Origin of the sequence: Mesorhizobium sp. M0676 (assembly GCF_040320535.1) — a bacterium.
Taxonomy (GTDB): domain Bacteria; phylum Pseudomonadota; class Alphaproteobacteria; order Rhizobiales; family Rhizobiaceae; genus Mesorhizobium.
This window is the reverse complement of the sequence record NZ_JAMYPU010000035.1, coordinates 42,296-55,044: the sequence shown is the minus strand read 5'-3', so window position 1 is coordinate 55,044 and position 12,749 is coordinate 42,296. Positions and strand designations below refer to the sequence as shown.

At 63.2% G+C, this 12,749-nt stretch carries 14 protein-coding genes; 2 read left to right on the top strand and 12 right to left on the bottom strand.

All coding sequences use genetic code 11. The features are described 5' to 3' along the window. Positions 1–58: 58 nt before the first annotated feature. The 4 genes from NKI35_RS27605 to NKI35_RS27590 all read right to left on the bottom strand — a co-directional run bounded on the left by NKI35_RS27605 (position 59) and on the right by NKI35_RS27590 (position 3,386). Positions 59–1,045, bottom strand: coding sequence for a Gfo/Idh/MocA family protein (locus NKI35_RS27605; protein ID WP_352741947.1), 987 nt, complete (start codon positions 1,043–1,045; stop codon positions 59–61). Positions 1,046–1,123: 78 nt separating this feature from the next. Further along, positions 1,124–1,699, bottom strand: coding sequence for a YceI family protein (locus NKI35_RS27600; protein WP_352741945.1), 576 nt, complete (start codon positions 1,697–1,699; stop codon positions 1,124–1,126). Between the two features lie 68 nt (positions 1,700–1,767). Beyond that, complete coding sequence (locus NKI35_RS27595) at positions 1,768–2,346, bottom strand: cytochrome b (protein WP_023681382.1); 579 nt, start codon at positions 2,344–2,346, stop codon at positions 1,768–1,770. Between the two features lie 149 nt (positions 2,347–2,495). After that, positions 2,496–3,386, bottom strand: a complete 891-nt coding sequence (locus NKI35_RS27590; protein ID WP_023687444.1) for a LysR family transcriptional regulator — start codon at positions 3,384–3,386, stop codon at positions 2,496–2,498. Between the two features lie 96 nt (positions 3,387–3,482). Between NKI35_RS27590 and NKI35_RS27585 the strand changes: the two genes are divergently transcribed. Beyond that, positions 3,483–4,478 carry an aldo/keto reductase gene (locus NKI35_RS27585; RefSeq protein ID WP_352560028.1) on the top strand — a complete coding sequence of 332 codons (996 nt, stop codon included), beginning with the start codon at positions 3,483–3,485 and terminating at the stop codon, positions 4,476–4,478. A 148-nt stretch (positions 4,479–4,626) separates the two neighbouring features. Here the strand turns inward: NKI35_RS27585 and NKI35_RS27580 are convergent, their stop codons facing one another. The 8 genes from NKI35_RS27580 to infC all read right to left on the bottom strand — a co-directional run bounded on the left by NKI35_RS27580 (position 4,627) and on the right by infC (position 11,728). Next, positions 4,627–5,229: a nucleotidyltransferase family protein gene (locus NKI35_RS27580; RefSeq protein ID WP_023703776.1), complete on the bottom strand. Its 603-nt coding sequence runs from the start codon at positions 5,227–5,229 to the stop codon at positions 4,627–4,629. A gap of 160 nt (positions 5,230–5,389) precedes the next feature. Then, a complete protein-coding gene (gene pheT / locus NKI35_RS27575; RefSeq protein WP_023703775.1) occupies positions 5,390–7,798 on the bottom strand; it encodes a phenylalanine--tRNA ligase subunit beta in 2,409 nt (802 codons plus the stop codon). Positions 7,799–7,800: 2 nt separating this feature from the next. Next, complete coding sequence (locus NKI35_RS27570) at positions 7,801–8,247, bottom strand: GFA family protein (RefSeq protein ID WP_023696009.1); 447 nt, start codon at positions 8,245–8,247, stop codon at positions 7,801–7,803. Beyond that, positions 8,244–9,296, bottom strand: a complete 1,053-nt coding sequence (gene pheS / locus NKI35_RS27565) for a phenylalanine--tRNA ligase subunit alpha (RefSeq protein ID WP_032885996.1) — start codon at positions 9,294–9,296, stop codon at positions 8,244–8,246. The genes NKI35_RS27570 and pheS overlap by 4 nt, the downstream gene beginning before the upstream one ends. 296 nt (positions 9,297–9,592) lie before the next feature. After that, complete coding sequence (rplT, locus tag NKI35_RS27560) at positions 9,593–9,994, bottom strand: 50S ribosomal protein L20 (protein WP_023672281.1); 402 nt, start codon at positions 9,992–9,994, stop codon at positions 9,593–9,595. Positions 9,995–10,033: 39 nt separating this feature from the next. Then, the gene (gene rpmI, locus NKI35_RS27555) at positions 10,034–10,237 is read right to left on the bottom strand and encodes a 50S ribosomal protein L35 (protein WP_006201248.1); all 204 of its coding nucleotides are present in this window, start codon (positions 10,235–10,237) and stop codon (positions 10,034–10,036) included. A 183-nt stretch (positions 10,238–10,420) separates the two neighbouring features. Next, complete coding sequence (locus tag NKI35_RS27550; RefSeq protein WP_023681388.1) at positions 10,421–11,059, bottom strand: methyltransferase family protein; 639 nt, start codon at positions 11,057–11,059, stop codon at positions 10,421–10,423. A gap of 132 nt (positions 11,060–11,191) precedes the next feature. Continuing rightward, positions 11,192–11,728 (bottom strand): translation initiation factor IF-3, encoded by a 537-nt coding sequence (gene infC, locus NKI35_RS27545; protein ID WP_023744911.1) that lies wholly within the window; start codon positions 11,726–11,728, stop codon positions 11,192–11,194. 248 nt (positions 11,729–11,976) lie between these two features. Here infC and NKI35_RS27540 point away from each other — a divergent pair, with 248 nt between their 5' ends. Continuing rightward, entirely contained in the window at positions 11,977–12,747 is a 771-nt protein-coding gene (locus NKI35_RS27540) for an alpha/beta hydrolase (protein WP_352741942.1), read from the top strand. The last annotated feature ends 2 nt before the right edge of the window (positions 12,748–12,749 follow it).

The window sequence follows — 12,749 nt, the reverse complement described above, 5'->3', positions numbered from 1 at the left end:
TCCGCATGCACAATGCGGACGCCCTTCTCCCATGAAATTACCGGCTAAGATTGGTGTATCAGACGGCTTCCCAGCCTTCCTTGCCGCCGGCGCGGAAGATGGCGTCGATGACCTTCTGGTTGAGCACGGACTCCTCCAGCGTGAAGACACGCTCCTTGCCACCCTGTGCCGCCCTGGCAAACGTCTCGACCTCGCGCCGGTATTGCTGCGTGCCGGGAAAGCGGAACACCTGCGCCTCCGTATGGTTCTGGTTGTGCAGTTCGATGCGGTGATGGTCGTAGAGCCCGGCATTGAACGGCGAGAACACCTCGATGAACCCTTTCTCGCCGTGGAACACCATCACCTGCCGCGCCGCCATCTGCGTCGACAGATAGAAGGACAGTTCGAAATCGCCGAAATCGGCGCGGATCGAGGAATAGATGTCGGTGCCGAATTTCTTGTCGCGCTCGATCGTCGCCTGCACGCGCAGCGGCTCCTTGCCGGTTGAAAACCGCGTCGACACCGTCGGATAGACGCCGATATCAGGCAGCGCGCCGCCGCCGAGATCGAGCTGGTTGCGCATGTTGGTGGGATCGACATTGTAATAGGAGAAGGCGCCCTGCACATGGCGCAGCCGGCCGATGGCGCCATCGGCGATGAGATCGCGCACCTTGATCCATTGCGGGTGGTAGATGACCATGAAGGCCTCGCAGACCAGCACCTTCTTCTGGTCGCGCAGCTTGATCAGCGGTGCGATGTTCTTGGCGTCGAGCGCCAGCGGCTTTTCCACCAGCACATGCTTGCCCGCTTCGATGGCCTTGGCCGTCCACTCGACATGCTGCGAGGTCGGCAGCGGGATGTAGACGCCGTCGACGTCTTTCGAAGCGAGCAGCTCCTCATACGAACCAAAGGCATGCCTGGCGCCGAACCGCTCGCCCAGGGCCTCGGCCTTCGACAGGTCGCGGCTGGCGATCGCGGACAAAACGCCATTCTCGGCCTCGACGATTGCCGGCAACAATTGCTCGCGGCCGATCTTGGCCGTCGACAAAACACCCCATCGGAACATCAGGCTTCTCCTATCGATTTACAGGCGAGGAGGTTTGCCCGAAATTGCGGGAAAAGCCAATGCGGATCGCTGGTCCTGCTAGCCTCGCTTGCCCGTCAGCGTCATGTCGAAATTGACGATATTCGAATAGATCGGCGTGCCGACATCCATGCCGTAGCGGGAGCGCAGCACCTTGCCGGTGACGTGGAATTTTATGACGCCACCCTTCAGCCCGCCGAGCTCGGCAGTGAACTTTTCCGCAAACGTCTTGCCGCGCGCCGTCAGCCGGCCGCTGACCAGCGCCGTGGTGTCGCTGGTGCGGGTGACGCTGGTCGAGCGGAACTGGATTTCGGGGCTGTTGGCGACGTCGAATACCGCATCGGAGCGCAGGAACGCGTCGATGCGGCCCTGGCCGGTGCCGACGCTTTCGGGATAGATGGTGAAGTTGACCGCGGAACGGCCGACATCGCTGTTGTCGATGCGGATGGAGCCCTTGAAGCGGCCAAAGACGCCGTCGAGGCCGCCGCCACCGACCTTGCCGATGGAGAAGCGAATGCTGGAGCTGGTCGGGTTGACCGTGTAGCTGCCGGCTGCGTCGCCGAGGTCCACAGCGGCGGAGACAGGCATGGCAAGGCAAGCGGCAACAGCCGCCAATCCGAAGATGCGCGCATACATGGGTTTTGTCCTTCTGGGGCAGGCGAAGTGTTGCGCCCTCACTCCAATGAACGAATGCGCGGCGCGCGCTATTCCATGTCCTGATCTGACGAAGGCGTGATCATGCGCGTGAGCACGCTGTCGCGCAGCCAGAAATGATGCCGCAGCGCCGCCAGCGCATGCAGCGCAACCAAGGCAATGCCGGCATAGGCGAGATACCAGTGTGCTGCCGCCCAGAAGTTTTCCGCCGCATCGGACACGCCGAGCGGCAGGTTCGGCATCACGAAAAGGTTGAACGGCATGCTGGGGATCTCCAGCATCGACACCGAAACCAGTGCCCAGCCGGACAGCGGCACCGCGAGCTGGAAGCCATAAAGTGCCAGATGCGCCAGCGGCGCCGTCCGACGCTCCAGGCCTCCGACCGAGGCCGGCAAGGCCGGGGCCGCATTGCCGAGCCGCCAGGCAATGCGCAGGATGAGGAGGCCGAGCAGCAGGAAGCCGAAGGATTTGTGCAGCTGGATCAGCTCGAAGGCGGTGCGCTGGCTGGTCAACCGCACCATGATGAAGCCGAGCATGAACTGGCCGATGAACAGGATGCCGATCAGCCAGTGGAGGACGATCGCCGCCCAGCCGTAGCGGGTTGAGTTGTTGGTGATGAATGCCGGCATGGCTGGTGAACGAATGGCAGCTGGGCTTTCTTCCACCCTCCCCCTTGTGGGGAGGGTCGGCGCGAAGCGACGGGGTGGGGGTAGCGCCCTACGAAGACTCCCACCCCGATCCGCTACGCGGATCGACCCTCCCCACTAGGGGGAGGTGGCTAAGCACCGACCTTGAAGAAATCCACAAACGCCCGCAGCGCCGGGCGCATCTGGCGGCGGCTGGGGTAGTAGACGAAGAAACCGTCGAAGGGCGGACACCAGTCTTCCAGCACGCGGATCAAGCGACCGTCGGCGAGCGGCGCGCGCACATAATCGTCGAAGACGAAGGCGAGCCCAGCGCCGTCGACCGCCGCCTGGGCGATCAGATGGTCTTCGTCGAGGATCAGCGGCCCTTGCGCCGCGATCTCGATCTCTTCGCCATCCTTCTCGAATTCCCAGCGGTAAAGAATGCCGCTGGAAAAACGGAAGCGGATGCAGCGGTGGTCGGCAAGATCGCGCGGATGGCGGGGTCTTGGCATGGTCGCGAAATAGGATGGCGCGCCGACCACGGCGCCGCGAAGGTCCGGTCCGATGCGCACCGCGATCATGTCGCGCTGCAGGCTCTCACCGAGCCGCACGCCGGCATCGAAGCCGCCTTCGACGACGTCGGTGAAGCGATCCTCGATGACGATTTCCAGGACGATGTCAGGATAGGCCGCGGCAAAGCCGCCGAGCCTGGGCGTCAATGCCAGGTGGGCCGCGGTGCGCGGCACGGTCAGCCGCAGGTTCCCGGCCGGCCGGTCGCGCGCCTCGATCGCCGTTTCCAGCGCCAGATCGATCTCGGACAGCGCCGGCCGCAGCCGTTCGAGCAGCTGCGCGCCCTCCTCCGTTGGTGCCACGCTGCGGGTGCTGCGCGCCAAAAGCCGCACGCCCAGCCGCGCCTCCAGGCTGGACACGGCATGGCTCACTGCCGAGGGCGCGATGGCCAGTTCGCGCGCCGCGCCGCGAAAACTACCGCATTGGGCGACTGTTGCCAGTACAGCGAGTTGAGAAAGATGCGCTCGGTTCATTGCTCTATTTTATAGAACAGCCCGTGCGAATGACAGCTAATTATCGAACGTAAAGCTAGGCGCTATCTCTGTTTCATCGCAACAAGGAGATGCGCCATGAAAACCCGCAAACTTGGTACTGAACTCGAAGTCTTCCCCGTCGGCCTCGGCTGCATGGGTATGAGCTTCGCATATGGCGGTCAGGCCGAGGCGGATGCAATCGCCACGCTGCGCCGCGCTGTCGAGATCGGCGTGACGTTTTTCGACACCGCCGAAGTCTATGGTCCCTTTGAGAACGAGATCCTTCTCGGCAAGGCGTTGAAGCCGGTGCGCGACAGGGTGACGATCGCCACCAAATTCGGCTTCAAGATTTCCGAGGAAGGCTCAGGCCTCGAACGCATGGTCGGCGTCGACAGCCGCCCGGAGCACGTCAAGGCAGTGGCGGAAGCCTCGCTGAAACGGCTCGATACCGATGTTATCGACCTCTACTACCAGCACCGCGTCGATCCCAACGTGCCGATAGAGGACACGGTCGGCGCCATGGCGGAACTGGTGCGCGACGGCAAGGTGCGGGCGCTGGGCCTGTCGGAGGTCAGTGCCACCACCATCCGCCGGGCGCACGCCGTGCATCCGATCGCTGCCGTGCAGAGTGAATATTCGCTGTGGAGCCGCGACCCCGAAGACGAAGTGTTCGATGTCTGCCGCGAACTCGGCATCGGCTTCGTCCCCTACAGCCCGCTCGGTCGCGGCCTGCTCACCGGCACCATCGCCAAGCCCGAGGCCCTCAGCGACGACGACTGGCGCCGGACCTTGCCGCGTTTCCAGGCCGACGCCATGGCCGCTAATGCCAAGGTCGTTGCGACGCTGGAAAAGCTGGCGGTGGAAAAAGGCGTCACCTCGGCCCAGCTGGCGCTGGCCTGGGTGCTGCACCAGGGCGACTTCATCGTGCCGATCCCCGGCGCAAGAAAGATCCGCCATCTCGAGCAGAACACAGCGGCGGCCGGGATCGAGCTGAGCGCGGCTGAGGTCGCGGCGATTGGAGATGCGCTGTCGCCGGACAAGGTGGTTGGCAAGCGCTATACGGAGGAACTGTTGGCGCTGGTGAATGGGTGAGTGCCTTTACCCTCCCCCTTGTGGGGAGGGTCGATCCGCGAAGCGGATCGGGGTGGGGGTCCTCGTGAGGCGCACCCCCACCCCGTCTCTCTGTCTCCGCCTCGCTGCGACAGCGAGCCGACCCTCCCCACAACGGGGAGGGTAAGTCTCACCACGGCACCACCGTAATCTCCGGCCAGCACGCCTTCGCCCTCGCCCCCTTGGCCTCATGCGTGCGCCTGTTATCCATCAGCCGGTTGGGCGTGATGCGAAACGCGAAGAGGTCATCCAGCTCGAACGGCGCCACGACCTCAAGCTGCCCATCTGCATCGTATCGCACCCCGACCGCATGCGTCTTCGAAGCAAAATAGCTCACCGACTCGCTGGAACTCGTATAGCGCGGGCAGGGCTGGCCGAATTTCTGCGGATACCACAGATGCACCCGTGCCTGGTTGCGCACCTCGGCCGGCAGAGCCAGCCCCTCGAAATGCTGCGCGGCTCGACGGATGACCGCGTCCTCGGCCTCGTAGGACAGGTCGCTGTCATCGAAGTAGAAGAGATCGACATCCTTGATGCCGTAGCCCGGCGCCTTGCCGGTCAGGTGGTTCCAGACGCTGTTGTAGAGCGCACCGGACACCACCAGCCAGTCCGGCAACGCCAGCGTGCGGGCCCGCTCCAGCGCGTCGCTGACGAGCGCATCCGCCAACACCATGGCGAGAAACGCTTCGCGCTGGGCTTCGAACGGCAGACCGGAATAGCGCAGATGGTCCATCGCCCTTTGGAGAGCGATTCGCAACTGCCGGCAATCCTCAGAAGCAATTCCAGGAAAGGTGTGTAGCGGTTTTACTGGGAAAGCGCGCCGCGCTTTCCCTAAGACGCGCTTTCCCTAAGAATTGCGTGAAGTCGAAATACGTAGGGCGGCGTTAGCCGCTCTACGTTCTCAGCATGCCGCCCGTTTGCTTGCCAACATTGTCGACGATGCGCTTGGCCAGCGCCTCGAAATCCTCGTCGGTGAGCGTCTTTTCAACCGGCTGGATAGATACTTCGATGGCAATCGACTTCTTGGCGGTCCCGAGAGATGCCCCCTCGAACACATCGAACACCGAAACGCCGGTGACCAGCTTCTTGTCGGCGGCGAGCGCCGCGCGCACCAGCGCGCCGGCCTCCACCGTCTTGTCGACGACGAAAGCAAAGTCGCGCTTCACCGCCTGGAAGGCGGACAGCTCCAGCTTTGGCTTGGTTTTCGTCGGCTTGGCCTTCGGCTCGGGCACGGCGTCGATATAGACCTCGAAACCGCAGATCGGTCCGGAAACGTCCAACCCCTCCAGCGTCTTCGGGTGGAACTCGCCGAACGTGCCGAGCACTGTCTTCGGGCCGAGCTTGATCGTGCCGGAGCGGCCGGGATGATACCAGGCCGGACCGCCTGGCTCGATCTGCAGCCTGTCGACCGGCGCGCCGCAGGCTTCCAGCGCTGCAATCGCGTCGGCTTTGGCGTCGAACACGCCGACCGGACCGGAATTGCCGGCCCAACTGCGGCCGGAACCGTCGAGCTTGGCGGTGCCGCGGCGCACACCGGCGGCAACGCGCCGCTGCTGGTCGGGGCCGTCGCCCTCATAGGTACCGGAGACCTCGAACAGCGCGACATCGCCGATGCCCTTGTCGGCATTGCGCTGCGCGGCGACGATCAGGCCGGGCAACAACGAGGGCCGCATATCGGACATGTCGGCTGCAATCGGATTAGCGAGCTTCAGCGCCGTCTGGCCGCCGCCGAACAGTTCGGCGTGTTTGGCCGGGATGAACGACCAGGTGAGAACCTCCAGCATGCCCCGCACGGCGAGCGAGCGCTTGGCAGTGCGGGTGCGAACCTGCAGCGTCGTCAGTATCTTGGAGTTGACCGCGTCATGCGCGCCGAGCGGCTGCGGCGCGATGTTGTCGACGCCGTGGATGCGCATCACTTCCTCGACCAGGTCGGCCTTGCCGTCGACGTCAGGACGCCAGGACGGCACAGCGACATCGACGACGTCGCCCGAGCCTGACGGCTTGAAGCCGAGGCGGGTCAGGATGTCGAGGCTTTCCGCCTTCGGCACCTCGATGCCGGTCAGCCGCTTCACTTCCGAGATCGGGAAGGAAACGATCTTCGGCTTGTAGCCGGCATAGCCGACCACCTCCGTCTCGGTCGGCTCTCCGCCGCAGAACTCCAGCACCAGCTTTGTCGCCAGCTCGACGCCGGGCACAATGAATTCCGGGTCGACGCCACGCTCGAAACGGTAACGGGCATCGGTGATGATGCCGAGCGTACGGCCGGTGCGGGCCGTGGTGATCGGATCCCAAAGAGCGGATTCGATCAGCACGTCCGTGGTGTTCTCGTCGCAGCCGGAATGCTCGCCGCCCATGACACCGGCGATCGATTCGACGCCATTGTCGTCGGCGATCACGCACATCTGCGGCGTCAGCGTGTATTCGCGCCCGTCAAGCGCCAGCACCTTCTCGCCGTCGCGTGCGCGGCGCACGACGAGATTGCCGGCGACCTTCTTGGCATCGAACACATGCAGCGGCCGGCCACGGTCGAAGGTGACGTAGTTGGTGATGTCGACCAGCGCGCTGATCGGGCGCAAGCCGATGGCGATCAGCCTTTGCTGCAGCCATTTCGGCGACGGCCCGTTCTTCACGCCTTTCACCAGGCGCAGCGCGAAACCGGGGCAGAGCTCCGGCGCCTCGATGGTCACCTTGACCGGCGTTTCACCTTTGCCAAGGACCGCTTCGACCGGCGCGGTCTTGAGCCGGCCAAGCCCGCTTGCCGCCAGGTCCCGGGCGACGCCGTAAATGCTGGTCGCATCCGGCCGGTTCGGCGTCAGATTGATCTCGATCACCGGATCGTCGAGATGCGCGTAAGCCGCGAAGCTGGTGCCGACAGGCGCATCGGCCGGCAGGTCGATAATGCCATTGTGCTCATCCGACAGCTCCAGCTCGCGCTCGGAACACATCATGCCATGGCTCTCGACGCCCCGGATCTTGCCGACGGTCAGCGTCACGTCGATACCGGGCACATAGGCGCCGGGCGCGGCGAAGGCGCCGATCAAGCCGGCGCGGGCATTCGGCGCACCGCACACCACCTGGACAGGGGCTGCGCCATTGCCGGTGTCGACGGTCAGCACCCGCAGCCGGTCGGCGTCGGGATGCTGCACCGCCGTCAGCACCTTGGCGATGACGAACGGCTTCAGGCCGGCCTTGTCGTCGACATGCTCGACTTCGAGGCCGATCGAGGTCAGCCTCTCGACGATCTCGTCGAGCGTGGCGTCGGTGTCGAGATGATCCTTGAGCCAGGAAAGGGTGAGTTTCATCACTATGTTCCGTTTTGTCTGTACCCGCCCGGACCTTGTCCATCGGGTCTGGGTACGCTTGTCTTCAAATGGCGCGGCAAGTCGTCGGGCATATGCACGAAGGGCAGCTGCTCGCGCACATAGGCATGGTGCGTCGGCCGGAAATAGGCCGGCATGTCCATGGCGCCCAGCATGAAATAGATGTGGTCTTCCAGCCGCTCGTCGACATAGGCGATAGGCGAGCCGCAAATGCCGCAGAACGAGCGCGTCACCGGCCCGTTCTCGTACATCTTCAGCGCCTTGCCGGTGAAAGCCACCTGCTCGGTCAGGAAGCCGACAAAGGCCGACACCGGCGCGCCGCTGGCGCGCCGGCAATCGCCGCAATGGCAATAGCTGATATGGTGCGGTTCGACTGATGCCTCGAACCGTACCGCGCCGCAGCGGCAGCCACCCGTGTGCGGCGCCGTCATGCGGAAAGACCTCCGAACAGCGTCGGCATGTCGAGCGGCCTGAAACCGTAATGCGACAGCCAGCGCACATCGGCGTCGAAGAAGGCGCGCAGGTCCGGCATGCCGTATTTCAGCATGGCGATGCGGTCGATGCCCATGCCCCAGGCAAAGCCCTGATATTCGTCGGGATCGAGCCCGCCGGCGCGCAGCACATTGGGGTGGACCATGCCGCAGCCGAGGATCTCCATCCAGTCGGAGCCTTCGCCGAATCGCACTTCGCCGGGCCGCGAGCGGTCGCACTGGATGTCGACCTCGAGGCTGGGCTCGGTGAACGGGAAAAAGGACGGCCGGAAGCGCATCTTGACCTGCGGCACCTCGAAGAAAGCCTTGCAGAATTCTTCCAGCACCCACTTCATGTTGGCGACATTGGCCGATTTGTCGATCACCAGCCCCTCGACCTGATGGAACATCGGCGAGTGGGTAGCGTCGGAATCCTGCCGGTAGGTCTTGCCGGGAATGACGATGCGGATCGGCGGCTTCTGCTTCTCCATGGTGCGGATCTGTACCGGCGAGGTGTGCGTGCGCAACAGCTTGCGCTCGCCCTTTTCGTCCGGCTGGAAAAAGAAGGTATCGTGCATCTCGCGCGCCGGATGCCCTTCGGGGAAATTCAGCGCGGTGAAATTGTAATAGTCGCTCTCGACATCGGGACCTTCTGCGATGGCAAAGCCGAGATCGCCGAAGATCGCCGCGATCTCGTCGATGACCTGGCTGATCGGATGGATGCGGCCGCGCTCGGCCGGCGATTGCCGCACCGGCAGCGTCACGTCGACCGTCTCGGCGGCAAGGCGCGCCGTGACCGCCACATCCTTCAGCTCGACCTTGCGTGTCGTCAGCGCTTCGGTGACGCGGTTCTTCAGGCCGTTGATCGCGGGGCCCTTGACCTGGCGCTCCTCGGCGCTCATCGCGCCCAGTGTCTTCAGCAATTCCGAGATCGACCCCTTTTTGCCGAGAGCCGCGACGCGCACGGCTTCGATAGCAGCCTCATCGGCGGCCGACGCGACGTCGGCCATCAGGGAGTTTTCGAGAGTATCCAAGCCGGTAGCTATGTCGTTCACGGTCAAACTCGCTGTGTTGGGAGTCAACTTTGAGGTGAAAGTCACTTTCAAGTTGAAAGTTCAGCCATAAGAAAAACCCGCGCCAGCCGTGCCAGCGCGGGTTCCCCAATCAGAATTGCGAATGCTGGGAAGCGCTGGGCTCGGAGCCCGATCCCGAAAAGTTGCAGACTTTTCGGAAAGATCGCGCTCCTCGCTAAATTTCCCTGAGCATGATGTTGTCCAAAAAGTCAGCAACTTTTTGGCATCATGCTCTAGGCGACAGCGCTTTCAAAAGCATTCGGGGTGGTGTTCTTCAGATATTCGAGCGCGACCTTGGCCTTGGCCACGAGTGCGGCGAACGCCTGCGGTTCATGGATGGCCATGTCGGACAGGATCTTGCGATCGATCTCGATACCGGACTTGTTGAGGCCGTCGATGAAGCGGCCATAGGTCAGGCCATGCTCGTGCGTCGCGGCGTTGATGCGCTGGATCCACAGCGCGCGGAACGAGCGCTTGCGGTTCTTGCGGTCGCGATACGCATACTGCATCGACTTTTCGACCGCCTGCTTGGCGATGCGAATGGTGTTCTTGCGGCGGCCGTAGAAGCCTTTCGCGGCTTTCAGGACCTTCTTGTGCTTGGCGTGCGAGGTGACGCCTCTTTTTACGCGTGCCATGTCATGATCTCCTTAAACGCTGTTCCTGAAACCGAATGCTCAGAGGCCGTTCGGCAGAAAATTCTTGATGACCTTCTTGCCATCCGGTTCAGCCAGAACCATCGTGCCGCGGGCATTTCGAATGAACTTGTTGGAACGCTTGATCATGCCGTGACGCTTGCCGGCCGCAGCCGACAGGACTTTACCCGTACCTGTGATCTTGAACCGCTTCTTGGCGGCCGATTTGGTCTTCATCTTGGGCATTTTGCTACTCCGTATTGGTGGCGCACAATCGCGCTTCTTGTTCGCTTCGGGCGGACCAAAGCCCGAAAAGCAAATGAAACCGCCACGGCATGCCCTGCCGGGCGGTTTTCTTGGAACGGCGGTCCTATACGTCAAAGCGGGCTGGCGCGCAACACCCGAGCGGCTGCGACGCTCTCTCCGCGATCAGGGCAGCCTAAACAGCACCGGCAGAATGCCCGATTGCTGGGCGCCATCGATGGTCTCGAACACCGGCAACGCCACCAGAAACACCAGCCCGTCGAGCAAGGTGGTCAGCAAGAGGCGCGGCTTGAAGCTGCCGGTGTCGCCTTCCTGGTAGAGCGACAGCTGGGGGAAGAAACGCGGCACCCGCGCCAGATAGGCTGTATAGGGCGCGCCGAGAACCTCCTTGAGATACCGTTCCTCGCGCAGGATGACGATGTGGAAGGCGCCGGCGCACAAAAGCGCAAACAGGACGATGCCGGAGAACGAGCCGATCTGCGCCCCGACGCCGGCGGCGGCAACGGTCGAGAACACGTAGAGCGGATTGCGGGTGATCGAATAGGGGCCGCCGGTGACCACTTCGGAGGATTTGCGCCCGCCGATATAGAGTGTCGACCACAAGCGGCCGACGACGCCAAGGAAGATCAGCAGCACGCCGACCATCTCGATCGTTTCATGCACCGGGGTATCGGGCGGGAAGGTCGACTGGCCGAACAGCAGTGCCGCAAACAGCACCACCACCAGCACCGCAAGCACCATCCGGCGCATGTGCTGGTAGCCGCCCAGCTCCTTGATGGGCGCAGGGTTGATTTCATTGGCCATGTCGGGAATCCGATCGTCGAGAAGCTTTGCCGGCGATCGCGGCGTCTGGACAGGAGAATCGGCGTCCCGCCGATCGCCGGGACGCCATGAGACAGGATTCAGGCGGATTTAGAGCGCAACGCCCGAACTGATCTAGCGCGGGGCCAGCACCATCATCATCTGGCGGCCTTCCAGCTTCGGCTCGGCTTCGACCTTGGCGATGGTAGCCGTCTCCTCGCGCACCTTGTTCAGGAGCTGCATGCCGAGTTCCATATGCGCCATCTCGCGGCCGCGGAAGCGCAGCGTCAGCTTGACCTTGTCACCTTCCTCGAAGAAGCGCCGCACGGCCTTCATCTTGGTTTCGTAGTCATGGCTGTCGATGTTCGGGCGCATCTTGATCTCCTTGATCTCGATGACCTTCTGGTTCTTGCGCGCCTCGGCCGCCTTCTTCTGGTTGGCGTATTTCAATTTGCCGAGATCGAGAATTTTGACGACAGGCGGCACCGCATTGGGCGAGATCTCGACCAGATCGAGCCCTGCCTCTTCGGCGAGCAGCAATGCGTCGTTGATGGAAATATCGCCGCGGTTCTGGCCATCGGCGTCGATCAGCTGGACCCGGGGAACCCGGATATCACGGTTGGAGCGCGGGCCATCTTTGGTGGGCGCCGCTGCTTTGAAAGGTCTGCGAATGGTCGTGGTCTCCTTGGCCGTTTCGTTCAGGGTTTCAATCTAGAAATGTTCAGGACGCGCCAATGTGGTGAGCGCGCGGGCGGAGTCAATAGCACAGCGCTGACAGAAAATCACCCTGATCGCAGGCCTGCACCAAACAAAGGATGTCGCGAGCACTTTCCGCCTCGCCTGTGCCTGTGTCAAAAGACCGGCGAGTAAAAATCAGGCTCCCACAATCAGGCCCCCAGAACCAGGATTGATCCACAGCCATGACCGCGACCGCCCTAACCCTGCTGGATGTCGACGGCATCGATATCGCGGTTCGCCATTCCTCGGGCGCAACGCCCGGCGTCGTCTGGCTCGGCGGCTACAAATCCGACATGCTGGGCACGAAGGCGCAGACGCTGTCGGATTGGGCGGCCAGGGAAGGCCGCGCATATCTGCGCCACGACTATTCCGGCCATGGCGAATCCGGCGGCGCCTTTGCCGACGGTACCATTTCGAAATGGCTTGGCGAGAGCCTCGCCGCCTTCCGGCATTTCACCGAGGGCAAGCAAATCCTGGTCGGCTCGTCGATGGGCGCCTGGATCGCGCTGCGCATGGTGCAGGAGCTGCGTAAGACGGGCGACAGCAATGTGGTTGGCCTGGTGCTGCTCGCGCCGGCGCCGGATTTCACCGCCGAGCTGGTCGAGCCGGCTCTGACGGAGGAACAGAGGCGCGACCTCCGGGAGAAAGGCTTTTTCGAAGAACCTTCGGACTATTCCGCCGAGCCTTACATCTACACAAGCGCGCTGATCGAGGACGGCAGGGCGAACCGGGTCATGACCGGGCCGATCGATACCCATTGCCCCGTCCACATCCTGCAGGGTCTGGCCGACGCCGACGTGCCGGCAAGCCATGCGCTGAAGCTGGTCTCGCTGCTGCCGGCCGACGACGTCACCTTGTCGCTCATTCCCGACGGCGACCACCGCCTGTCGCGGCCGCAGGATCTCGACATGCTGCTGAGGGCGGTGGGCGACATGGTTCAGCGGGCGGGGTAGGC